This window comes from Paenibacillus sp. J31R109, assembly GCF_059692055.1.
The window spans coordinates 608361-632691 of sequence record NZ_JCAUAR010000002.1; the positions used below are offsets into that span (position 1 = coordinate 608361).

A 24331-nucleotide genomic window follows, 5' to 3' on the forward strand; every position below is an offset into this window, starting at 1 on the left:
TAGGGCTTCTTAGGTATGTATGCAGGAGCAGTTTGTTTCTATGCGCAAAAAAAAGACAGAGCCCGTAAACGGACCCTGCCTAATTCTCAGCCTCTAATTCTTTTCGAACATTCATAAGTTCATCCGCGCGACTTGGATCTCTTCGGAAGTATTCCAATAAGGTTTCAATGCAAGTAATTGAATCCCAGCTCAAGTGGTGCTCAATACCTTCGACATCCTTATATATATTGTCCTCATGGACACCAATTGTCGTAAGAAAATTTTCCAACAGCTCATGCCGATCCATCAAACGCTTCCCCATCTTCTTCCCTTTTGGCGTAAGGATGAGGCCGCGATACTTTTCATAGATTAAATAATTATCTTTATCTAATTTTTGAATCATTTTAGTTACGGAGGAGGGGTGCACTTCAAGCCCTTCAGCAATGTCGGAAACACGAGCGTAACCTTTCTCATCGATAAGCTTGTATATTCTCTCCAAATAATCTTCCATACTTGGCGTAGCCATTGCTATATTTCCCCCTGCTGTGCATATTTCTAAGCCATACTGCTTTCCTATCATAATCCATCTACCCAGATGCGGTCAAATCTCCCATGTTTCCTTAGCACATCTCTTTGGCACACTAAAATAATAGTTTGTTATCCAGCCATATGAAGGAGGGTCTTATGTCTACAGAATTGCTTACCAGACCTCAACCCAGTACGACCATTTTCGTACCAGAGCTTGTTTATTTTGAACCAGATGCCATGAATTATCCTAAAGGTAAGCAGATTTATGAATGGGCGAAGCAAGAAGGCCTTGAGATTCATATGACGACGTCCCATAATCAAATCCGCGATTTGCCTGGCGAAACCGAACTAGATAAATATCGGATTGCTAAGCGAACTTTAGTCGTCGGTATACGAAAAACTTTAAAATTCGAGACTTCCAAGCCGTCTGCCGAGTATGCAATTCCTATTGCTACAGGCTGTATGGGACATTGCCATTATTGCTATTTACAAACAACCATGGGTGCCAAGCCTTATATCCGTGTCTATGTCAACATCGACGATATCCTCGGGGCAGCTAAGCGCTATATTGAGGAACGGGAACCAGAAATCACACGTTTCGAAGCCGCGTGCACCTCAGACCCTGTAGGGCTTGAACATATCTCAGGCTCGCTAAAACAATTAATCGAGTTTATGGGTGAACAAGAGCACGGTCGTCTGCGGTTTGTCACGAAGTATCATCACGTTGAGCCTTTGTTAGATGCTAAACATAACAAGCATACCCGTTTTCGCTTTAGTGTGAATGCCGACTATGTCATTAAAAACTTTGAGCCCGGCACGTCTCGATTTCATGAGAGAATTGAAGCGGCAGGCAAAGTAGCCAAGGCTGGATATCCGCTTGGTTTCATCATTGCTCCAATTATTTGGCATGAAGGCTGGGAGAGCGGCTACGCTACGTTGCTTGAGAAACTGCATCATACACTTCCAGCAGAAGCTACCGTGGATCTTACTTTCGAAATGATTCAGCATCGATTTACAAAGACAGCGAAGAATATTATCGAGAAGCGTTACCCAAAGACGAAGCTAGAAATGGATGAAGAGAAACGAAAATACAAATGGGGTAAATATGGGAAAGGTAAATATGTGTACAAAGATGAACAAGCTATCGCGTTGAGAGAATTCATCACGGAACAAATTTTCGAAAAATTCCCTCAAGCGAAAATTGAATATTTTACCTGACATCTTAACTTCTTAAAATTTCAAGAAATCCGGTGTTATGGAATTCAACCAAAGTGTAATTTGTGTCATTTTACCACTATAGAGAAGAATAGCGATAACGATCATCAACCCGCCACCGATTTTCATCAGCAGGTTAGAGTAACGTAGAATCCATTTGGTTGAACCGATGAAAAAGGAAAGAACGAAGAAAGGAATTGCAAATCCAAGTGAATAGGCTGTGGTTAGTTGAACCCACGTTCCTGGTTCTGTTGCCGCTAAAGCAAGAATAGCTGAAAGAATTGGACCAACGCAAGGAGACCAGCCGGCAGCAAAGCCCATCCCTACAAAGACTGAGCCCACATAGCCGGCTGGACGAAATTTAATCGACAATTTGCGTTCTTTCATTAACCATTGCGGTTGAAAAATACCGAGTAAAAAAAGTCCCATTACGAATATTAAAAGGGCAGCGATTTGGCGAAGCAAGTCACGATAGTCAATGAAGAAGCTGCCAACAAAGCCTGCAGTCAACCCTAGTGCGTAAAAAATGATTGAGAACCCCACAATAAAACTTAACGTGTGCAGCATCGTTTGACGTCTAACTTGTGCAGTAGTTCTCCCTGACTTCAATTCACTGACAGAAATACCTGTTATGTAGGATAAGAACGATGGGTATAACGGCAAACAACAAGGTGAAATGAAAGAAGCTATTCCCGCCCAAAGGGCGATCCATACATTTACGGAATCCATGCTTTATATCCTCAATCCTCTTTTTAAGATAATCCCTATTAAAATAGCGATGAGGCTCAGTACAACCGTCCCTCCTGGTGCTAGATCCCATACCCCAGCAACAACTAGACCAACGATTACGGCAATTTCAGAGAACAAAATCGCTAAGAAAACGGAATGTTTGAAACTACGAGCAAGTAATAAACTGCATGCAACCGGAATCGTTAACAACGAAGACACTAATAGTGCTCCTACAATTTTGATTGCAACAGAAATAACAAGCGCCGTCAGCATCGTAATCATCATATTATAAAACTTCAAAGGAAGTCCACTTACACTCGCTGCATCCTCGTCAAAAAACATCAAGAAAAACTCTTTGAAATGAAAAGCAATGACACCGATAACCAGCACACAAACCACTAAGACCACCCATAAATCCGTGGAATCAAGCGTATAGATGCTGCCGAACAAGTAACTCATTACATTCATATTAAAGCCTTTGCCTAAGGTAAAAAGAAGCGTAGCCAGCGCGACGCCGCCAGACATGATAATGGCTATGGATAGCTCTGCATAGGTTTTATAAGCCTTGCGCAGTCGCTCAATAGCAAATGAGGCAAGTAAAGCAAAGACAAGTCCTACCCCTAAAGGGTACACATTGATTAAAAAGCCTAATGCTACACCAGCGATTGAAACATGTGCGAGCGTGTCCCCAATCATAGATAACCGTCTTAGAACAAGAAAAACGCCCATTAATGGCGCTGTTAGCCCAATCAATATCCCACCAATTAATGCACGTTGAAAAAAATACTCTGTAAATATGTCCAAATTGTCCGCTCCTTAAAGTTTTCCAAAGGAAAACTGACTTCGTAAGCATAACCTTACTGAACTCCGATCATCTCTCGAATCTGGCCGAGTGAATGCGTTAAATTCGTCTCACGGCAATCCTCGGGATCATGGGTATGTTTCACATAAAACTTGATGCCGCCACTTAATTGTTTGGGCTCTGTTCCCAGATATGACTGAATCATGTCCATATCATGAGATACCATAATGAAGGTCATATGATGATGTTGATGCATATGTTTAATCATTCGAAAGAAACCGATCTGCGTTTCAGCATCAATCCCTACCGTAGGCTCATCTAGGATGAGCAGCTCAGGATTGTTCACGATAGCACGAGCTAAGAAGGCTCGCTGTTGTTGACCACCTGAGAGCTGACCTATACGCCGGTCAGCTAAATCCTCAATGCGCATAGCCAGCATCGCGTCTTCTGCTTTTTGCTGATCAGCTTTGGATAATCGGCGATACACGTTTTTCTTCGTATACATGCCAGAAAGCACGACTTCCCTTACAGTCGCAGGGAATAATGGATTAAAGGCATTCTTTTGTGGAACGTAGCCGATCCGCTCCCAGTCCTTGAATTGACTCAAAGGCCGGTCAAACAAACGGATTTCACCACTTGTTGGTTTCAACAAGCCAACCAGCATTTTCAGAAGTGTCGTTTTACCAGCGCCATTGGAACCAATCACGCCAACAAAATCACGTTCAGACACATCAAATTGAAGATTGTTAATCACGGTCTTATTTTCGTAGGCAAATGAAACTTGATCGATTGAAACGATCTTCTGATGGCATAACATACTTTTATTAATCTCCATCTGGGTTACTCCTGACTAACTAATTATTGTAAAGCGAGGACTAGATTTTTCAAATTTTTGTCCATAATCGAGATATAATCTTCTCCCGCTTCTTGCTGTTCTTTCGTAAGACCCTCAAGCGGATTAAGTACTAGCGTACCGACCTTTGCATCTTTCGCTAACGTCTTTGCCAACTTATCCGATACGAGCTCTTCAAAGAAAATATACTTGAGATTATGATCTCTTATAAAGGCATTGATTTGCTTTAGATCCTGTGCCGTTGGCTCGGCCTCTGGTGATAAACCCATGATAGACATTTGAGTCAAGCCGTAGTCTCTACATAGATATGCAAATGCATGGTGAGATACAGCAATTTCTTTTTTAGCCGTTTGAGAAAGTTCCTTTTTAAATCTCCCATCTAATTCTGATAGTTTAGCACTATAAGCTTGATAGTTTTTCTCATACGCTTCTTTATGCGCAGGGTCCGCTTCAATTAAAGCTGTTTTAATATTATTAGCCATTTTCTGTGCATTTAACGGGCTTAACCAGGCATGTGGGTCAAATTCTTTTTTATTATCATCCGTTGTGATCAAATTAGCACCTTGACTCGCTTCCACAACACGAACTGTCGCTTGACTTGAAAGGCTTCCAAGAAAATCTTTCACCCAACCTTCAAAACCTGCACCTTGGTAGACAAAGATTTGAGCACCCGACATATTTTTGATATCTCTGCTCTTGGGGGACCAATCATGTGGTTCAACACCCGCAGGGACAAGATTAATAACATTGACATAATCGCCGCCAATTTGCTTCGTGAAATCATACAAAGGATAAAAACTAGTTACCACGTTCACTTTACCTTCTACTAATCCCTGCTTCGAGCTACTACATCCCGCGATGCAACAAGCAACGATCACCAATAAAACTATGTAGATAAAATGCTTAGCATGTTTTTTCATGATACTAACACCCACTCTAAATCGTAATTTTTTTTATTAACGTTTTGATTATACGAGGTGAGTTTATCTAAGTCAATATATCTAGAAAGGAAAGTCAAAAAAGCCTGCTGCATTGTTCACAGCATGGCCATTTCTAAATTGACTATGATTTTATACAAGACCTAGCTTGTGTTATTCCTCTTCAGTGCTCCCAGAATCCCCTGAACCACTCGATTCATCAGAACCTTGAGAATCGTCGTTTGTTGAGCCTGAATCATCTGAGCCATCTTGTTCTTTTTTAGCTTCCTTGGCTTTCTGCTTTTCCTCGCCGCTACCTTTTGTTGGCTTATCTGCCTGTTCTTTTAACTTTTTATAACGCTCTTCCGATTCCTTGATGAGTTTCACATCTTGCGCTTTTTGGTATTCGATGACTTCATTATACATCTGATACTGTTTTTTCAGTTCTTGATCAATCACACTTTCTTTACTTTTAGCTTCAGCCTCTTTCTTCTCTTCTTCCTTTTTCTTCGCGCCTCCACCGAATAACGAACAAGCAGTCAAAGTGATGATCAATATTGCTAAAGTTATCCCTTTTCCTATACGTCGTATAAGCATCTCATTCACTCCGTGGGTTAGTTTCCTTTAGCTTGCCCTTAGTTTATAAAAATACCCTCAACCACAAATGACCCCTTCCCTAAAATGAAGGGAAAGGGTCATTCTTATGCGTTGGGGCTATTATTTGACAATTGCACCGTTCGGCATGGAATCCGGAACGGTCGCAAGTGTAAGCTGATCACCATGTGAAGCGGCGAGAATCATCCCTTGCGACAGCTCGCCGCGCAGCTTGGCGGGCTTCAAGTTCGTGACGCAAATAACTTTGCGTCCTGCAAGATCTTCCGGCGAGTAGAACTTCGCAATGCCGGAAACGACTTGACGCTGCTCGTAGCCGAGATCGAGCTGCAGCTTGAGAAGCTTGTCGGCGCCTTTCACAGGCTCCGCCGAGATCACTTGTGCAACGCGCAGCTCCACCTTAGCGAAATCGTCGATGCCGATTTCTTCTTTGGGCTCCGGCGCGGGCACAGTTGCACTCGCAGCAGCCACGGCAGCTGCTGGCGCTTTAGGCTCCTCGGTGCTTTCAGCAGCACCGCCGCCCATTGCCTCGACGATATAGGCGACTTCTGCCGCTACGTCGAGTCTTGGGAACATGGGCTCTCCCTTTTGCACCTTGGTGCCGGTAGGAAGATGCCCGAAGGTCTGAACGCTCTCCCACGCAGTCAGGCGCGGCAAATCCTCGCTAGCTAGGCCAAGCTGCGCCCAGATCATTTCTGGCGTCTTCGTCAAAAATGGACGAAGAAGTACAGATGAGATGCGCTGAGATTCAGCCAGCACATACATGACGGAGCCTAGCGTATCGCGCTTGGCTTCATCTTTCACCATCGACCACGGCTGCGTTTCGTCGATATATTTATTTGTGCGGCTGATCAACTGCCACACCGCGGAAAGCGCGATGGAGAACTCCATCTTCTCCATCGATTCTTCGTACTTCGATACTGTCGTACGAACCGTCTCCAGAAGACTTTCATCAAACTCAGTAGCCCCAGGGACATAAGCTGGGATATTACCAGCAAAATACTTATCGATCATCACAATCGTACGATTCAACAAATTGCCCAAATCATTAGCCAGATCATGATTCACACGTTCCACGAAACTCTCTGGCGTAAACGTGCCGTCAGCTCCAAATGGCACTTCTCTCATCAGGTAATAGCGAAGCGCATCCAAACCATATCGGTCAATAAGCGTTACAGGATCTACAACATTCCCTTTGGATTTGGACATTTTGCCATCCTTCATGAGCAGCCACCCATGCGCAAACACCTTTTTAGGTAATGGCAAATCTAACGCCATCAACATAATTGGCCAATAAATCGTATGGAAACGAACAATTTCTTTACTCATCAAGTGAACATCTGCCGGCCAGTATCTTTTAAAAATTGACTCATCATCTGACCCATAGCCAAGTGCAGTAATATAATTGGAAAGCGCATCGATCCAAACATAAATGACATGTTTCGGATCACCAGGAACCTTAATACCCCAATCAAACGTCGTTCGTGAAACAGCCAAATCCTCTAAACCTGGCTTTATAAAGTTATTGAGCATTTCATTCTTCCGTGATTCCGGTTGAATGAAGTCATGGTTTTCTTCATAATACTGAACGAGTCTATCTGCATACTTGCTCATCCGGAAGAAATACGTTTGTTCCTTCATCTTCTCTACAGGACGACCACAATCCGGACATTTCCCATCAACTAATTTACTCTCAAGAAAAAACGATTCATCCGGAATACAATACCAACCTTCATACTCCCCTAAATATATATCTCCCTGATCAAGTAATCGTTGAAAAATCTTAGCAACTGCATCTTTATGACGATCCTCCGTTGTACGGATAAAATCATCATAGGAAATATCAAGTTTCGCCCATAGCTCTTTTATGCCGGACACGATATTATCAACAAAAGCTTGTGGCGTTGTACCTTTTTCTTGTGCTTTACGTTCAATTTTTTGTCCATGCTCGTCTGTACCCGTTAAATATCTAACATCATAACCTTGCAAACGTTTGTATCGAGCCATGGCATCACCAGCAACCGTTGAATACGCATGACCAATATGAAGCTTATCACTCGGGTAATAAATCGGCGTGGTAATGTAAAACGTTTTGGATTGTTCAGACATGATCCATTCCTCCATAACTATTAATAGAAAACACAAAAAACCCTCATCCATCTTGGGACGAGAGTTGAACTCACGCGGTACCACCCAGGTTCCCCCGCCTTTCACAAGCTCGGGGCTCAGTAAGTCTATTACGACTTGCCCATTAACGCTGGGACACGAGACCAGCTTACTCTCCGCATCATGGGTGTGAGATGTACAAAACACACATGTACCGAGTAGCTCGAAGGTCTATTCTCCGGGACCATATTCCAAACATGTTCCTATACCGGCTTTCACCTCACCCGGCTCTCTGTTCATAGGTATCTGAATGTACTTATCCGTTCATCGAAATCAACAATATTTAGCATCTTTAAGCACAATATATCGAAAAAAAGAGTCGCATGTCAAGCGGACAGATTTCTCTAAATTAATTTTTCTTCTTCACAGGCACATGGTCCACACCACCTGGATGAAAAGGATGGCATTTGCAAATTCGTTTTGCGGATAACCAAGAACCTTTCATAGGCCCGTGTACTTCAATTGCCTCAAGCGCATATTGTGAACACGTTGGATAAAATCGACATGTAGGAGGCTTCAGTGGGGAAATAAACTTACGATAAAAATGGATGGGTGCAAGAAGTACCCGCTTCATCTATAATCTCCTAATTCTTAAGTAAAATAGTTTCACTAACTATCTTGCCTGAAAATAGGAAACACGTCAAATGCAGCCCTTCCTTATTCCTTCATAACTGAAAACACTTTAAAAACGTCGTATATAAATGAATCGACACCAAGGACTTCAATACTAACTTCCTATTTATTTCAGATATTCTAGAAGCTAAATAAGTTGTGAACTCAAATTGATTCCGTATATTAACTTTAACGTTCGGAACAGAAATCTTAGGCTTCACCGCTTCAGATCGCGCAGCTTTTAGCTTACGAAAAGCCAGTAATCGATTTTCTTCAACTTGGAGTGCATAAGAAATCTTCTGGAGTAGCAGCTTCGCACTTCTATAGTTAATTTGTAAAGTTGCGGATAGAGCATACGCGGTAACTTCCGCTCCAAGTTCAAACAGCATCTGAATTGCTCTGAACCACGTTAACAAGGGTAATTTAGATTTATGCATAATCGTGCCGGCTGTAGTCGAAATTTGCATTCTGCACTCTTTGCACTCTAATAATCGGCGTGTTTGTATTTGAAAAGCTTCATGGTAATCGCACCGCGGGCAGTGAAATCCATCTGACCATCGTATTTTCATGAGAAGCTCTTCACATTCTACTTCCGTATGACAAGCTGATGCTTCATTTACGATGGATTCAAATTTCATTTTTTCACCCCTCACTCAGAACCTATGTTCTGTTTTAATTATATCAAACATACGTTCTGTTGTAAATAAATTATTGTTATTTTTAGAATTATTATCCATATCATATCAGAGCCACTATTACTTTCTGCATCAAAATCTGTGATATATACAAGTCGGTTCTCTAGAGCTGAAATTGTCCAAATGTCAAAACAAACATTGTAACAATTTTCATGTGCTTGATTATTCTTGGAGGATTCCCCCCTTAAGAACAAGGTAGTCTTGTTTTAAGTAATTTGAGAAAAAGGGAAGTAAATGTTTCCAACATGCGCGACTTGTAGATGTCACAGAAAGTAGGGTTTCACGATGTACACCAACTAAATTGGAATATAATGTAAATTTTGAAAATTATGAATTTATATACTGATAGAGTTAGGGGTGGGTTGCGTTGCGTTGGGTTGGGACCGCTCGTAGTGACATTGAACAGGTTTAGGTTATAATGTTGAATGGGGATGAATTGAGCAATTTGGACATTATTTACTTTTATTTTGGATTGAAGGAGTTTATTCGAGATGAGAATTGAGATATTTCAAGACTTAGTGTGTCCTTGGTGCCGCATTGGGAAGAAGAATTTGATGGATGCTTTACAAAACTTCACTACTGAACCTGTGGAGATTCATTATCGGGCTTATCAACTTGATCCTTCCACACCTGCAAAAGGTGTGGATTTTGAGAAGCTCATGCGTACTAAGTTTCGTGCGGATGAAGATAAACTGCAAGCAATGCTTCAACAAGTAACGCAGGCTGGACAAGCATCGGGATTACATTTTGATTTTTCGAAAGTTGCCAAAATGCCAAACACTTTAAAGGCGCACCAGCTTATTGCTATTGCTCCTAACGACGTCAAAAAGGAGCTTGTTGACGAGCTGTTCAAAGCTTATTTTGAAGATGGAAAAGATATCGGTGATGTGGACTTCCTGCTAGAAGTTGCAGGTCGCCTAGGCATGGATCCGCAGCAAACACGCCTCCGTTTAGTCGCTAAGGAAGGCTTGGAAGAGGTTGAAGATGACCTTGAATTTGCCAGCCAAGCTGGTGTAACAGGTGTTCCTTTCTTCGTTGTTAACCGTAAATATGCATTAACCGGTGCCCAACCTGCAACAACGTTTCTTCAAGCTTTGGAACAAATTAGTGCTGAAAGCAAGAACGAAGCATGATCGAAGATTGCCTATCGCCCGGCATCTCCATTTGGAGAGTCGGGTTTTTATAAGCTAATCAAAGGAGTTTTACGGATGTCTACTTTACTTAAGGTGCTCAAGCAGGTGCCTACTCGCATAATGATTGTAATTCTTCCTTTCATTTTGATGATTATGGTTGAATTTTTGGAAAGGGGCTCCTACAAAGAGCTGCATCATTGGATCACTACTTATCCTTTTGCTATGGTGCTTGCTTATTTTGTTGTTGGGGCTTTGTATTTGTTACTTATTGCGGTGACGGGGCGCACTCGGCTCTCATTCTGGCTCTTGAGTGCTGTTTTATTACCTCTCGGCGCGATTAGCGGCAGTAAGTTAAAAGCGATTGGTTCGCCCTACTATCCATGGGATCTTTATTTTAATAATCAGCTTATGGAGTATAAGAAGTTTTTAAATGGTTATTTAAATAACCGGATTATTGGTTATACGTTGCTGTTTATCATGGTTGTGGGAATTTTGTTTCATCTTGTTTTGCGTAAGCATAAGATCCGGTTTAACTGGATTGAACGCACTATTTACGGTGTAATCGCGCTTGTCATGGCAACCAGTTTGTATATGGATAAACCAATTTCGTTCACAAAACTTTATGGGATGTATACAGTACCTTGGGATCAAACGATTACGTATGACGAGAATGGTTATCTGTACTCATCGGTCCAGATGCTTAACTTTCTTAACGTGAAGAAGCCTGATGGCTATAGTAAAAAAGCAGTCACTGCTTTAATAGATCAGATCCCGGATAAACCAGCTGCGAGTGATAAAAAACCGAATATAATCGTTTTGTTGGGTGAATCTTTTTTCGACCCGACAACGATGAAAAACGTAACATTCAGCCGCGATCCGATTCCGCATTTGCATGAGCTTCAGAAAAAATTCACTGGCGGTCAAATGTTATCTCCACAATTCGGCGGGAGTACAGCTAATGTTGAATTTGAGGTGCTTTCGGGGAATTCAATGCGATTTTTCGGGAAATCACCGGATAAGATCATTCCTTATATCGAATATATGAATCACGGAGTAGATTCCTTGGCGAGCATTACAACAAGGCAAGGCTATACAGCAACAGCGATAAACCCATTCTTTAGTTATTTTTTCGATAGTAGAAAGGTGTATAAGCATTTCGGTTTTTCGAGATTTATTTCAAGTGAGTATTTCCCAAATGATTTCTCAGGACCGAATTATGCGGATCATGCTGTTGTGAACAAAATTATTGAGGAAACTGAAAAAAGCAGTGGGCCTGATTTCGTTTTTGCCAACACAATGGAAAATCACCACCCTTATCCTCCTGGAAAGTTCAGCAAAAATACGATTCAGGTTACGGGTGATATATCAGCAGAATCGAAGAGCATTCTAGAAACTTATGCGCAAGGCATCACTGCAACTGATCAGGCCCTGCAATCCCTAGTTGATTATTATTCGAAAAAGTCAGAGCCGACGATCATTTTATTTTTTGGAGACCACTTTCCGTTTTTTGAAGAAGATTATAAAGTATACCGCGATGCCAAATATGTGCTTCCTAACGATCCTGATCTCTATACAAAGACGCATTACACGCCGTTTGTGATCTGGAATAATTTTGTGCCATCCGATCAAGAGAAGTTGGATCTGAAATCAAGCCCCTCTTTTTTGGGACCAATGCTGCTGCATTTGGCAGGTATAAAGGGCAGCTATTATACGGATTATTTGTATGAGTTATCCAAGAAAATCCCTGTCATTCCTCCGCAAGACATGTGGTCGACATATCATATTCAAGAAAGTGATCTTGTAGGCTACCAGAAGCTGCAGTATGATAACCTCTTTGGAGGCCGATATGGCTATGAAGCTAAAGGCTACAAGGACACGATCGTTCAACCTGCTTATACGCTTGGATACGGTGATCCAGTGATTAGTAAGGTCACTAAGGCTGAGAATAAAATTCTGGTGACAGGGTCTCCCTTCTTTTCTTCATGTAATGTGTATATTGACGGGACGGAAATGAAATCTAATTTTGATGGTAAAGATACACTTTATGTTGATTTAACAACGAATCCTGCTCTAGAAGCAGGTAAACCTCATCAAGTTGAAGTACGTGTGTATGATGATAAAAAGATGAAGATTGGTCAATCCAATCTATATCCACTCCCATCGTCATGACAAAAGCCCCCTATGAATAGGATGAAGGATATCCTACGCTTAGGGGGCTTTTATGCAGTGATCATCATTCCACCCGCTCATGTTCACTTCTTCACGACCGTGACTTCGGAAGAACTGGGGCACCACCATCTTTTGCGGCTGTACACCTTCAACGTGAACGGTACGTCATACGACCAGCACGTTCATCAATACCAAGGTATTTCTGGCATTAAGTACGGGCATTACCATGCATTCTATGGTCTCACAGGACCACCTATTGCATTAGCAAATGGGAATCATATTCATTTACTGCAAGGTCTCTTGGACCAAAATCTTTATAACACGAGCAGAAGTGGTAATCTAGTGAAATCTGCTCAAATGGAAGGGCTTATAAAGCAGTTGCACCAGCATTCTTATCAGGGCTTTTCGTCCCCGGGATTTGGTTATGAACCCTGGTGACTTATATCTTTTGAATATGAATGGCCCAATTGAAGGTGAAAGCAGCTCCTGGCTGAAGTTCTTGCGCACCTGATAGTTCAGCTGGGAATGTTTCATTGAACACGTTCATGATGCTAGTGTATGGTTCCAGTGAAACTGCATTCGTCCATGGCGCAGTGAATAGTACGTGAATCGGAAATTTATCTCCCATCTCGAAGATAAGCTTCGTCCCTCGTGCCTCATAGGCGATCTCACATACTTGCGGCCCAGGAGCGATGCTGAGCATCTGTGAGCCACCCGGATACACAGGTAGCGCCGACACCGTCTCGCCCTTCTGCAAGGCCGCTGTGAGTGCTGTCGGCACAGGTACACCTGCCGCAAACCCACCCGCGGTCAGCGGCCATTCTGCCGCCGCGGGAATGGTTACCCGCACGCGGTCTGCTTCGCCCTCCGCGAACGCGAAGTACGGGTGAAAGCCAAGCGACAGCGGCATGGTCTCGCCGCCACGGTTGGCAATTTCACCGCTGAGCGACAGCGTACCGTCCTTCAGACGGTACGTAAAGCGGAAGCATGCGGCGTGTGGAAAATACGCCAGCATGTCCGGCGTCTCCGCGATGTCAAACTCCGCGGAGACATAAGCCCCGCCAGCCGCGTCCGCGCCGCTGGCGACGACCTTCCACGGCCGCTCGCGCAGCTGGCCGTGGGCGTGATGAGGCTCCCTGTTCATCGGGAGCCGGTATTCGCGGCCACCGAAGGTGAAGGCCGCGTTGTTGACGCGCCCCGGCGGGAACAGAATGGGCACGCCGTAGCGCGAAGAATTGACGCGAAGCTCCGACAAGTCGTCGGGCTTCGCGATGTAGCTCTCGTTCCGCACGTCGAAGCGGAACAGGTGGAAACCGACGGCCGGAATAATCTCGGCCACGGCCTCTGCTTGATGGTCGACGAGTTTGAGCGTCGACTCCCCTTCCCACTCACTATGTATAAGTTCATACTGACTCAATGGTAAATCCTCCTTATGGCAAATTGTGATGTTTGCTAATTTGAATTGTTTTGTTAAACCGCATGCGGGTTTGATAATAGTTATAAATCATTATGATGCCAAGTACAAGAATAACGCTTGTGATTAGACTTCCCTCTGCCCCAAAAGCTCCACCAGATACAACCAGTGCACCTTCGGTTTCTGTCGTTATGAAGGACGTCATGGGAATGCCCGATACGTCAAATCCAAATACACAGCCTTGCATGAAATTCCAAGCTAAATGCAGTCCTATTGGCATCCATAGACTCCCCGTAAACTCACGGCATAAGCCCATCAAAAGTCCAGCTAACAAGATATTGATAAATGGAAATGGCGTCCCCCACATACCTGGATTAAAACTATGCAGCAAGGCAAATACAATCGTCGATACGCCGACCGCAACCTTTGGACCAAAGCGATGTTTCACGATACCTTGTAAATAACCGCGTGCAAAAAGCTCCTCATTAAGCGCCACGCCAATAAAAAGTAAAAAACTTCCCCCAATCGCATATGCCTTCGTCAAGCTCAGATCCATGTTCACGATTCGAATGCCACCGAACAGCCATATCCCCATGCTGCTAATGGTAATCAGAGCAACACCCCAAACGAAGCCTTCACTTAAACGGCGACCAAATTGCAAGGTATGCAGACCTAATGACCAGCCTTTTTTCCTCTCAAAGAAATAGAAAGAAAGATAAACTCCGCTAACAAAACCTACAATTTGTGCCCATAATGATCCTTTTATAAAAAAGGGATCGCTGGTAACAGCCTCCAGACTGATCATGAGATCCGGATTTAATCGGACAGCTATCACAGCAGCAGCAATCGATAGTATGACCGTTATGACAATGATGAAAATAAGGGTTAATAGAACTTTGCCCACAATATGAAGGATAGGAAACGACTTTCGCTTCTTCATTTCAATAACTTTTCACTCCTCTCATTCCATTTCTATTCGTGAAACCTCTCCCAAATCCTCCCATTTGCTTCAAAGGAAACTCTTGTGCAAACGATTACGCCATGCCACAATAGGACTATCAAACAGACGCTACGATGGAGGAACACATGCTTTTTGTCTTATTTGCTCTTTGGTTCATTGCATCAGGCTTGCTGATCGTGGACCCCACTTCGCGCACCATGCGATGGATGAGCGCAGTTGCATTTACTGGCGGATCGGGTGCCTTAGCTGCCGTCATTTCCGCAGATATCTTGCCATATTTCCAACTCACAGCACCCAATCCGTCACTTAGCGCGTTCTTTTATCGTGTTATGAGCTACTGCTCATTGCTTTCCTATTATGGCTTGCCGTATTCTTTTGCGATGCTAGCTGTAGCCTATCACTCCACTTGGCAAAAGCCTCTCCTGCGAACTTGGCTGCCGCTAGGATTACTTATACCACCAATCGCTTGTTTGATTTTACTACCTGGTTACACCGAAGAAATGCCAATCGATTTCCGTGTCGTGGCAATTTGGGCATTCCCCTATATCCTAATTGGTTCTTTGTTGATTGTCCTCAAAAAAGAGCAATTGCCAGCGATGAAAAGGACACATTTGTTCACCTGCCTTGCCTTGCTTCCGCCAATACTTTGTGTCGGCGTTCTCAACTATGTCATGCCTAGCTTTGGTTTTTATCGTTTGTGGATTTATCACGTGTGGATTCTAGCGTTTGTTGTGCCATTCTTTGTATTCACCTTTTTCAAATACGGATTTCTTGGAATTCGACTGCTTATTGAACGTCGTAAACTAGATTCCACCCTCCGCGCCATCACGTCAGGTACAGCTATTCTTAATCATGCCATCAAAAATGATGTAGGGAAAATGCGGCTATTTTTAGAAAAAATGAAACATCACGCCATTGAAACTGGGCAAACCGAACTTATTCAAGATATACACGTTGTAATGAACGCATCTAGACACATTCAAGATATGATTAGTCGGGTGCATGAACAAACGCAAGAGCTTCCTCTGCGCGTTTCTCAAGTGGATGTACGCCAACTGATTATTGAAGTCATGGAGCCTCTTGAAGGCTACTTAGGAAAGATTCAAGTTCAGCTAGATCTGCCTGATAATCTTGAACTTCGCCTTGATCAGATACAAGTTACAGAAACCTTAACGAACATCCTGATGAATGCGATTGAAGCGATGGAGACTGGCGGACAACTATCGATTAAAGCTTTTATGAATAAAAAAAATATCGTTCTCGAAATCAAAGACACGGGGATCGGAATGGAAAAAACTGTGCTCAAACAAGCTGTGGAACCATTCTTCACCACCAAAAGCAGCAAACGGAACAACTTTGGTCTGGGGCTTGCTTACTGCTACAGTGTTATGAAAAAACACGGAGGAAGCTTGGAAATTAGTAGCGAACCTGGTAAAGGCACAAGTGTCTACCTAACGTTCCCTGGACAGAGATAAAGGACTAGTAGAGGGGAAGATATCACATGGAAGCGATTCGTATACTGATTGTTGAAGATGATCTGGATTGGCTGCGCGGTCTTACTGACTATTTGAACCGGCAAGGGGATTTGACTGTCGTGGAGAGCAGATCTACTGCAGAGGAAGCGCAAGCCTTATTTCAACAATCCGCACCTTCGGCAGATGTCGTACTTATGGATATTATGCTGCAAAATGAACCTGCAGGCATCGGACTGGCGGAGCAAGCCTTTTTATCTTGGGGAGCGAAGGTTATTATGTTGACCTCGATGGAGGAGAAAGATTTCATCTTCCGATCCTTCCAAGCCGGGGCCATCGACTACCAAATCAAATCACGATTCGAGGAGCTCCCAGGTATCATTCGCGCGGCACATGCACGCCAATCCACAATAAATGCAGCAGTGGCAGAGCAGATGCGTGAGGAGTTCCGCAGACTGAAGCGGCTGGAGCAGCAATTCAAGATCAAAGAAGTTCGTGATCTCATTACCCCAACCGAGCTTCAAGTGCTTGATATGATTGACCAAGGACATACCCAAACGGAGATTGCCAATCGGTTTTTTATTTCATTGCGAACGGTGAAAATCCATGTGGGACATATTCTGAAAAAGTTAGGGAGTCCGAGCAGCAAGGATGCCGCTCAGCAGTTAAGAAATCTAGGTTTCTTTGAGCGTGGTCCTACGAAAAAAGATAAAGAGTAGGAAGAGAAGAAGGAGAAATCCCACTTCCCTCTAGTGGATATCTCGCTTCTTGAATCTACCGCCTTTTACATCATGGATATTGCCTACGGCGAGAAAAGCTTTGGGATCCAGTCCATCGACAATGGATTTCAGCTTGGCTTCTTCTAGCCGCGTAATCACACAGAAGATCACCTTCTTATTGTCGCCGGAGAAGCCTCCTTCTCCTTCTAAGTAGGTAACGCCACGACCCAAGCGATCCAGAATGGCTTCACCAATTTCTCTGAAGCTGTCGCTAATAATCCATACGGACTTCGACTCGTCGAAGCCTTCAATCGTAACATCAATCATTTTGTAAGCGATGAAATAAGCAATTAACGAGTACATGGCACGATCCCACGTGTAGACAAACCCTGCACTACCAAGAATGAATAAGTTAAAAAACATAACGATCTCGCCAACCGAGAATGGTATCTTTTTCGAGACTAGAATCGCAACGATTTCTGTGCCATCTAAGGATCCCCCAAAACGGATAACCATTCCCACACCAATGCCTAGAATAATGCCACCGAACACCGCGGCTAACAACGGATCGTTGGTAAGCTCCTTTACGGGATGCAGCAAGGCAGTTCCTATTGACATGATAAAGATAGCGAAGAGTGTAGATAAAGCAAACGTTTTACCAATCAATTTATAACCGACAAACAAGAAAGGAATATTTAATAGCAGCAAGAACACACCGATCGGCACTTGCGTCAAATAAGATAAAATGATCGAAATCCCTGTGATGCCCCCATCAATGATTCGATTAGGTACCAGAAAGATTTCTAATCCAACAGACATTAAAACCGCACCAATGAATAAGAACAATCCACGGCGAAAAAACGCACTTTTTGTCATTTTACGATGTTGAAGTTGCATAACGGCTTCTCTCTTTAGTTGCAATTGTTGTTTTGATGCCATAATCGAGTCCCCTCCTACCTTATTTATTGATTTAAGTATTCTTGATATAACCACCATTTTCCTGCAATCTATCTATTTTTCATAGAGATACCATCGAATAATGTCGAAATGCATGATATAATATCAGATGTTCAAGGACTTTTAACTTATATTTGTACAGGAGAATCTATGAAACAACACATTGAACGTTTACTATTGGTTATTCGGCCGAGATTGCCGCTTCTTTTACTTGCAGTAATACCTGTACTGATCATGGAGATTTTGAGTCGCGGCAATTATATGGAGATGATGACATGGAGTTATAAACATGTTCTCGAGCTTTTTTTTAATGAATGGATTGTGGTAAGTCTTCTTTTGATATTCATTGCAATCATTGGCCGAACGAAAATAGCCTACTGGGTGATTTCGGGGTTTCTTATCATCCTTGCGCTCATTAGCGGGGTAAAGCTCAAAATTTTAGGCGTGCCTCTGACGCCTTGGGACTTAGTTGTAGCGGGCGAAGCTTCCGATATGGTGAAATACTTATCTAACATTTTGACATTTAATGTATTATCAGTCATTCTCCTATTTCTTGTAGGAAGTTACTTCATCCTCTACCGTACAACCATGTTTATTAAAAAAGTCGCGTTAAAAGAACGAGGAATTCTTGCTGGCATAGGTTTACTTATGTTTTTGGCAGTATACACAGATTTACCGCTCCCCGTTCAGAAGTGGTTCGGCATTGAAGCCGCTGTCTGGAATCAAGTGCAAAACACCCAAACAAATGGGTATGCCCTAGCAACCGTGTTGAATACCAAAGCCATGTTCTCTGATAAGCGAGAAGGCTACGATGATAAAGCTGTTGAAGCCATCGTGAATGCGTCACCGACACCACCTATTAAAGCTGGTGATTCAACTACACCACCAATAAAACCAAACGTTATTGTCATTTTAAGTGAATCATTCTGGGATCCCACCATTATTCCCGGCGCTAAGTTCAGTAAAGATCCGATTCCATTCTTTCACAAGCTACAAAGGACAGGAACGAGCGGAACGATGCTTTCACCACAATATGGCGGTGGAACTGCTAATGTTGAATTCGAGGTGTTAACGGGGAACTCGATGCGTTTCCTACCACAAGGCTCCATTGCCTACAATCAATATATTTCAAATGAAGTCGATTCATTAGCAAGTATTTATGCACGTCAAGGCTATACGTCTACTGCAATAAGTCCTTTCTATAATTGGTATTTTAATAGTAATAAAATCTATCAGGATTTCGGCTTTTCGAAGTATATTCCAATTGAATATTTTAAACCGACGTATTCCGGACCTTATATCGCGGATAGTGAAGTTGCTGCTAACATTATACATGCAACTGAGCAAAGCGCAGGATCTGATTTCGTTTTTGCGAATACGATGGAGAATCACTTTCATTACTTCCCTGGCAAGTTCCCTAAAAATACCTTCGATGTAACGGGCAACTTTTCTCAATCCTCGATTGGGATGCTCGAAACACTTGCACAAGGTATTAATGGGGCAGATAATATGTTGAAGGAATTAGTGGAATATTACGAGAAAAAAGGCGAGCCAACGATTATTGCTTTCTGGGGAGACCATCTTCCAGCGCTTGGGGATGATTATGCTACTTATATTGATACGAAATATATCAGCGGCAAAGATGACCCTGATTTCCTGAAAAAGATGTATAGTGTCCCGCTTGTCGTCTGGAATAACTTTGACCATGAGAGCAAAGATAATTTAAATATTAGTCCTTCCTTCTTAGGGCCTTATTTGATCGGGCTATCTAAGCAACAAGGTAATTATTACACGAACTTCTTAACGGAACTAGCTAAAAAGTATCCGGTCATTCCTCCTAAAGATCATTTTGCTGAAATGAACATTAAGGAAGATGATTTGAAAAACTACGAAACCTTGCAATATGATATTCTTTTCGGAGACCGTCATGCTTACAAAAATTATTTGACACCGATTATCGATCCTAAATACATGCTCGGTTTCGGACCTATAAGCTTAGAAAAAGTTGAAGCAGATTCACAAGATATTTCCGGTCGTTCATCCATTACACTGACGGTTTCAGGAAATAACCTTCCCCCACTCGGATATGTGACCTTAAATGGGAAAGCATTACCTACGACTTGGAAAGATGAGCATACGGCTACAGCATTGGTGGAAGGAACTCTACTCAAAACTGGCCTTTGGGACATTCAAGTTCAGGTGAAAGATTCCAAAGAAACCATTGTAGGCAAGTCCAACTCCGTTTCGATTGATATCGGTGGACGTTAATACACTACGATCTGGCAGCATGCAAAGAAGCTCACCCCGTAAGGGGTGAGCTTCTTTGTCTATCCTATCAATTAAAGATTAATAATTTTACCAGTAGCTTCGGATTCAAATGCCCCCAGAATCACTTTCAATGCTTGGTAGCCTTCTTCGCCGGAAATACGAGGTGGTTTGTTATCTTGAATGCTAGTAACGAACTCAGCGACAACTCCGCTGGATGTTTGTTTCTCATTCGTTGCTACTTGACCTACTTTGTAACGCTCAACCGTACCGTTACGAAGTTCAACGATCACTTGATCGTTAGGGTCTGTATCGATTTTGATAACACCATTCTCACACCATAGAACAGTGGAGTTGTCTTGACCTTTGTAGTAAGTCCAGCTTGCTACCAAGGAACCTGTAGCTCCGCTTTTCATACGAAGCAAACAAGTTGCGTTATCATCTACGTCTGTACCTTCTTTATGAAGCGTACCTACGAAAGCTGCGACTTGAGCAACTTCATCGTCAAGCAACCAACGGATAAGATCTGACTTATGAACGCCTAAATCACCCATTGCGCCCATAATTGCTTCTTCCTTACGGAAGAACCAGCTCTCACGACCATCAATGCTCCAACCTTCAGGACCTGGATGACCGAAAGATGTACGGAAAGTAAGAACTTTCCCCAGTTTACCTGATTCCAAAATTTCTTTCGCTTTCACGTGCGGAGGCATTAAACGTTGGTTGTGACCAACCATCAAGAAAACGCCATTTTTCTTCGTAGCTTCAATCATCGCTTCGGCTTCTGCAGCCGTTGTAGCCATTGGCTTCTCAACAAGCACATGTGCACCTGCGTTAGCCGCGGCAATGGTCATTTCAGCGTGAAGGTAGTTTGGTGTGCATACGCTAACTGCGTCAACTTTTTCTGCTTTTAACATTTCAACATAGTTGCTATATGCTTTGCCGCCATGCAGCTGTGCGTAGTGCTCAGCTCTCTCGATAATTGGATCTACGAATGCAACTAACTCAACATTAGCATTTGCTGCATATTCCGGAATATGTCTATGTTTAGCAATAGAACCACAGCCAATAACGGCTACTTTAATTTTACTCATGAGATGAAAACTCCTTCGACTTATAAATATAAATAGGAATGAAATTAGTAGAATTAGTTATGAACATTTAAGTAATGCTCTTTAACCCAGTTAAAGCTATTTTCAATACTAGTTAATGGTGCTTTTTGGCAATGATCTTGTTCAACGACTAGCCACTCAACACCAGCTTGTTCAGCCGCTACGATAACTTTATCTAATGGAACATCGCCTAAGCCCAACTCCAAAGTAACGAGTTTACCCTCAGCATCCTTCGTAAAATCCTTGAAATGCACTAAAGGCAGACGTCCTGCATATTTGGCAATGTACGCAAGTGGATCTTGTCCTGCGAATTGAACCCAACATACGTCCATTTCAACTTTAATAGCCTCATTATTGGCATACATCGCGTCAAAAACAAACTCATTATCCACTTTGTAATGGAATTCGAAATCGTGGTTGTGATAAAGGAACTGCAAGCCTTGTTTTTGCGTCTCAACTGCAAGTGCCTGGCACTCAGCAATTAGTGCTTTCCATTGGTCCACGGACTCACGCTCTTCCGCACCAACATAAGGGCAGATTGCGTATTTTGCACCGATTGTTTTCAAATAATCGATCTCACCTTGGAAATTATCACGGAATCTTTGCAAGCTAACATGGCTTCCGAAAGCTTTCAATCCAAGCTCATCAAGAAGACCCTTAAGCTGATCAGCAGGCATATCATAATAGCCAGCAAACTCAACGCCTTCATATCCTAACTTCGCAACATGGCGTAGCGTACCTTCCATATCACGTGCCATATCATCTCTCAATGTGTACAATTGAAGACCAATTCCTAAACGTCCCATTTGTTCTCCTCTTTTCTCATAGTGAAATCGATAATAATAACCTTGACCTAAGTATAGCGAGATTAGCCTATTATGACCATTCACGATATAATTAAAACATCTCTTATTTGGCTACGAAAGGCGAAACTACATGAATGCTGAACTATTAGTTTGTGGGTATTCTTTTCACATGGACCCGTTTTACGTGAGTACCAAATCCGGACTTCAATCTTATCTTTTTCGATTACAAACAGAAGGTACCAGCGAAGCGCTTGTCGACGGCCACATGATTTCAATAGAAGCTGGTCACTTGCTGCTCTTTAAACCTGGCGATCCCTACGAGCTGCGCATCGGTAACCAACTAACTCCGAATGAAAATAAAATTGCCAGCGGTGACTACTACTTGTTTTGTAAAGGGGAATGGATTGATGATTGGTGGAAACGCAACAATAAACCAACCTGCATGCGCATTGATATCGATCCCAGATTAATCTCCCTTTGGCGGCAATTAAGCCTAGAAAAGCGCAGAATGGAAGACGAGAATCCTGAATTAAGCGGCTACTTACTTCAAGCCTTATGCCTATATCTCGAACGTGCTGCAACAGAAACGGTGCAAGGACGTCCATTTACAGGCACTCGCATGAAACGATTTATTGAGGCACATGCCACCGCTGTATTCAAAATCGAAGATGTTGCAGACCATGTTGGACTTAGTATCTCCCGAGCCGTTCATTTGTTCAAAGAATATTTTGGTAAAACAATGATCCAGTACGCAACAGAAGTTCGCTTATCTAGTGCCGTGGAGCGCATGCATGATAGTTCCATGTCCTTAGAACAAATCGCGCTAAGCTGCGGCTTTGGCTCCTATCCCTACTTTCATCGAGCTTTTAAGCAACGCTTCGGGACCTCCCCCAAAACGTATCGACAAAATATGCATCATACCTAATACAGATTATTTGATTAAATTCACACAATATTCAATATTCCTTACCATTGTATGAAACAAATTCTGCCGCTAAATCGTATTATCTATATACGAAATACATAGCAATCTTCTTATTTGTCTTAAAATTGTAAAACTATTTTAAGGTTCTATTAATAATAATCCGATATGCTAGTACTATATCCAATTCTTAGGATGGTGGAACTCATGAAAATGTTTATAACGATTCATAACAAACCTGTGCCCGTATACTCCGATGAGAAAAATAAAAAGAAATTCAATTTACTGAAGTCAGCACTTGAGGCCAAAGTAACCAAAGGTAGAGCAACACTCAAGAAATGTCTGGATTCAATCATCTCTATCGAGATTGTCGGATGCGAAGCGATCCTTCATTCCTTGAATGAACGTGACTCGCTGGCACTATCTCTGTACTAATCGAAAAAGCCTGAAACCCCTAGTCAGGGATTTCAGGCTTTTTTCTGTTCTGTTTTACAAGTAATTCTTCTCTACAACATGAAGATGATGCTGCGCATGCCCAGCAATGACATATGCGATAGCACGGGCAGAAATAGCGAACGTATTCGCTGTTCCGCGACGAGTCCAAGCTGACTCCGTGATCGTAGGCAAAAGGGCTAACGTAGCCTGTCGTACTGCTTGGAAATCCTTTATCAAATCCACTAAATCTACTTCATCAAACGTTGTATTCGCAATGAAAATATCCTGATCAAATCCTGGTAAATCCGTTGTATCCCCGCGGGCAATGCGTAATAACCTGTAACTCATGATGCGTTCCGTATCCGAGATATGAGCCAGAACCTCCTTCAAACTCCATTTGCCAGGGGCATACCGAGATAAGGCCTGTTCCTCTGTTAATTGTGAAAATAACGTTACAAGGGCTTTTTCTTGACTGTTCAAAATGGATACATAATCACCATCGGGTACCAATCCAATATACCCCGTATAATAGGATGAATATTCGTCATGACTAGGTCTCTGCAGCATGCTTGAATCGTCTCCTTTCTATTGAACAAATGTTGGTATGAATTTCTCTATCATATCGCAATATCCTCGCTCTTGCTAGCCACGCCTATTTCGCTGAAAAGATTTTCTGTGGTATCTGCAAGAATAATCACAAACAGTAAGACCTAATCCACACCCACCATTCCCATGTAAGTTCGCCTGAGTATGACTTTGCTCCCCCACCGCCTATTTCTTATAGACTAATTTTCTGTGGTATCTACACGTATAAACACCAGCCATTGAAAACTCACAACTCCGCAATGTAGACCCGAT

24 protein-coding genes are annotated in these 24331 nt (G+C 42.7%); 9 read left to right on the forward strand and 15 right to left on the reverse strand.

Annotation, left to right across the window (positions count from 1 at the left end):
* Positions 1 to 79: 79 nt before the first annotated feature.
* Positions 80 to 505, reverse strand: coding sequence for a transcriptional regulator MntR (gene mntR / locus AC58QT_RS08550; protein ID WP_056614749.1), 426 nt, complete (start codon positions 503 to 505; stop codon positions 80 to 82).
* Between the two features lie 158 nt (positions 506 to 663).
* On the opposite strand from mntR, the gene splB reads away from it, so the two are divergent.
* Positions 664 to 1725, forward strand: coding sequence for a spore photoproduct lyase (gene splB / locus AC58QT_RS08555; protein ID WP_497408530.1), 1062 nt, complete (start codon positions 664 to 666; stop codon positions 1723 to 1725).
* Positions 1726 to 1737: 12 nt separating this feature from the next.
* Here splB and AC58QT_RS08560 read toward each other — a convergent pair whose 3' ends face one another.
* The 8 genes from AC58QT_RS08560 to AC58QT_RS08595 all read right to left on the reverse strand — a co-directional run bounded on the left by AC58QT_RS08560 (position 1738) and on the right by AC58QT_RS08595 (position 9051).
* Positions 1738 to 2451 (reverse strand): cytochrome c biogenesis CcdA family protein, encoded by a 714-nt coding sequence (locus AC58QT_RS08560; protein WP_497408531.1) that lies wholly within the window; start codon positions 2449 to 2451, stop codon positions 1738 to 1740.
* A 3-nt stretch (positions 2452 to 2454) separates the two neighbouring features.
* Positions 2455 to 3255, reverse strand: a complete 801-nt coding sequence (locus AC58QT_RS08565) for a metal ABC transporter permease (RefSeq protein ID WP_310223227.1) — start codon at positions 3253 to 3255, stop codon at positions 2455 to 2457.
* Between the two features lie 53 nt (positions 3256 to 3308).
* Positions 3309 to 4088, reverse strand: a complete 780-nt coding sequence (locus tag AC58QT_RS08570; protein WP_497408532.1) for a metal ABC transporter ATP-binding protein — start codon at positions 4086 to 4088, stop codon at positions 3309 to 3311.
* A gap of 23 nt (positions 4089 to 4111) precedes the next feature.
* Positions 4112 to 5026 carry a metal ABC transporter substrate-binding protein gene (locus tag AC58QT_RS08575; RefSeq protein WP_497408533.1) on the reverse strand — a complete coding sequence of 305 codons (915 nt, stop codon included), beginning with the start codon at positions 5024 to 5026 and terminating at the stop codon, positions 4112 to 4114.
* A gap of 171 nt (positions 5027 to 5197) precedes the next feature.
* On the reverse strand, positions 5198 to 5620 hold the full coding sequence (locus tag AC58QT_RS08580) for a hypothetical protein (protein WP_497408534.1): 423 nt from the start codon (positions 5618 to 5620) through the stop codon (positions 5198 to 5200).
* A gap of 120 nt (positions 5621 to 5740) precedes the next feature.
* Positions 5741 to 7744, reverse strand: a complete 2004-nt coding sequence (gene metG / locus AC58QT_RS08585) for a methionine--tRNA ligase (RefSeq protein ID WP_497408535.1) — start codon at positions 7742 to 7744, stop codon at positions 5741 to 5743.
* A gap of 406 nt (positions 7745 to 8150) precedes the next feature.
* Positions 8151 to 8375 carry a membrane protein insertion efficiency factor YidD gene (gene yidD, locus AC58QT_RS08590; protein WP_310223216.1) on the reverse strand — a complete coding sequence of 75 codons (225 nt, stop codon included), beginning with the start codon at positions 8373 to 8375 and terminating at the stop codon, positions 8151 to 8153.
* 91 nt (positions 8376 to 8466) lie between these two features.
* Positions 8467 to 9051, reverse strand: a complete 585-nt coding sequence (locus tag AC58QT_RS08595; RefSeq protein ID WP_497408536.1) for a transposase — start codon at positions 9049 to 9051, stop codon at positions 8467 to 8469.
* A 548-nt stretch (positions 9052 to 9599) separates the two neighbouring features.
* Here AC58QT_RS08595 and AC58QT_RS08600 point away from each other — a divergent pair.
* From AC58QT_RS08600 to AC58QT_RS08610, 3 genes are all read left to right on the forward strand, one after another.
* The gene (locus tag AC58QT_RS08600) at positions 9600 to 10241 is read left to right on the forward strand and encodes a DsbA family oxidoreductase (protein WP_497408537.1); all 642 of its coding nucleotides are present in this window, start codon (positions 9600 to 9602) and stop codon (positions 10239 to 10241) included.
* 75 nt (positions 10242 to 10316) lie between these two features.
* Complete coding sequence (locus tag AC58QT_RS08605) at positions 10317 to 12410, forward strand: LTA synthase family protein (protein WP_497408538.1); 2094 nt, start codon at positions 10317 to 10319, stop codon at positions 12408 to 12410.
* A gap of 57 nt (positions 12411 to 12467) precedes the next feature.
* On the forward strand, positions 12468 to 12848 hold the full coding sequence (locus AC58QT_RS08610; RefSeq protein WP_497408539.1) for a YmaF family protein: 381 nt from the start codon (positions 12468 to 12470) through the stop codon (positions 12846 to 12848).
* A gap of 1 nt (position 12849) precedes the next feature.
* Here the strand turns inward: AC58QT_RS08610 and AC58QT_RS08615 are convergent, their stop codons facing one another.
* Positions 12850 to 13827, reverse strand: coding sequence for an aldose 1-epimerase (locus tag AC58QT_RS08615; protein WP_497408540.1), 978 nt, complete (start codon positions 13825 to 13827; stop codon positions 12850 to 12852).
* Between the two features lie 13 nt (positions 13828 to 13840).
* Positions 13841 to 14764 carry a CPBP family intramembrane glutamic endopeptidase gene (locus tag AC58QT_RS08620; protein WP_497408541.1) on the reverse strand — a complete coding sequence of 308 codons (924 nt, stop codon included), beginning with the start codon at positions 14762 to 14764 and terminating at the stop codon, positions 13841 to 13843.
* Positions 14765 to 14910: 146 nt separating this feature from the next.
* Here AC58QT_RS08620 and AC58QT_RS08625 point away from each other — a divergent pair, with 146 nt between their 5' ends.
* Positions 14911 to 16260, forward strand: coding sequence for a sensor histidine kinase (locus tag AC58QT_RS08625; protein ID WP_497408542.1), 1350 nt, complete (start codon positions 14911 to 14913; stop codon positions 16258 to 16260).
* A gap of 26 nt (positions 16261 to 16286) precedes the next feature.
* Positions 16287 to 16976 (forward strand): response regulator transcription factor, encoded by a 690-nt coding sequence (locus tag AC58QT_RS08630; protein ID WP_497408543.1) that lies wholly within the window; start codon positions 16287 to 16289, stop codon positions 16974 to 16976.
* 30 nt (positions 16977 to 17006) lie between these two features.
* Here AC58QT_RS08630 and AC58QT_RS08635 read toward each other — a convergent pair whose 3' ends face one another.
* On the reverse strand, positions 17007 to 17873 hold the full coding sequence (locus tag AC58QT_RS08635) for a YitT family protein (RefSeq protein WP_497408861.1): 867 nt from the start codon (positions 17871 to 17873) through the stop codon (positions 17007 to 17009).
* Between the two features lie 210 nt (positions 17874 to 18083).
* Between AC58QT_RS08635 and AC58QT_RS08640 the strand changes: the two genes are divergently transcribed.
* A complete protein-coding gene (locus AC58QT_RS08640; protein WP_497408544.1) occupies positions 18084 to 20201 on the forward strand; it encodes an LTA synthase family protein in 2118 nt (705 codons plus the stop codon).
* A gap of 71 nt (positions 20202 to 20272) precedes the next feature.
* Here AC58QT_RS08640 and AC58QT_RS08645 read toward each other — a convergent pair whose 3' ends face one another.
* Positions 20273 to 21292, reverse strand: a complete 1020-nt coding sequence (locus AC58QT_RS08645; protein ID WP_497408545.1) for a Gfo/Idh/MocA family protein — start codon at positions 21290 to 21292, stop codon at positions 20273 to 20275.
* A 53-nt stretch (positions 21293 to 21345) separates the two neighbouring features.
* Positions 21346 to 22116, reverse strand: coding sequence for a sugar phosphate isomerase/epimerase family protein (locus AC58QT_RS08650; RefSeq protein WP_497408546.1), 771 nt, complete (start codon positions 22114 to 22116; stop codon positions 21346 to 21348).
* 130 nt (positions 22117 to 22246) lie between these two features.
* On the opposite strand from AC58QT_RS08650, the gene AC58QT_RS08655 reads away from it, so the two are divergent.
* Positions 22247 to 23041, forward strand: coding sequence for an AraC family transcriptional regulator (locus tag AC58QT_RS08655; protein ID WP_497408547.1), 795 nt, complete (start codon positions 22247 to 22249; stop codon positions 23039 to 23041).
* Positions 23042 to 23245: 204 nt separating this feature from the next.
* The gene (locus AC58QT_RS08660) at positions 23246 to 23473 is read left to right on the forward strand and encodes a hypothetical protein (RefSeq protein ID WP_028554145.1); all 228 of its coding nucleotides are present in this window, start codon (positions 23246 to 23248) and stop codon (positions 23471 to 23473) included.
* Between the two features lie 54 nt (positions 23474 to 23527).
* Here the strand turns inward: AC58QT_RS08660 and AC58QT_RS08665 are convergent, their stop codons facing one another.
* Entirely contained in the window at positions 23528 to 24040 is a 513-nt protein-coding gene (locus tag AC58QT_RS08665) for a DinB family protein (RefSeq protein ID WP_497408548.1), read from the reverse strand.
* Positions 24041 to 24331 lie beyond the last annotated feature (291 nt).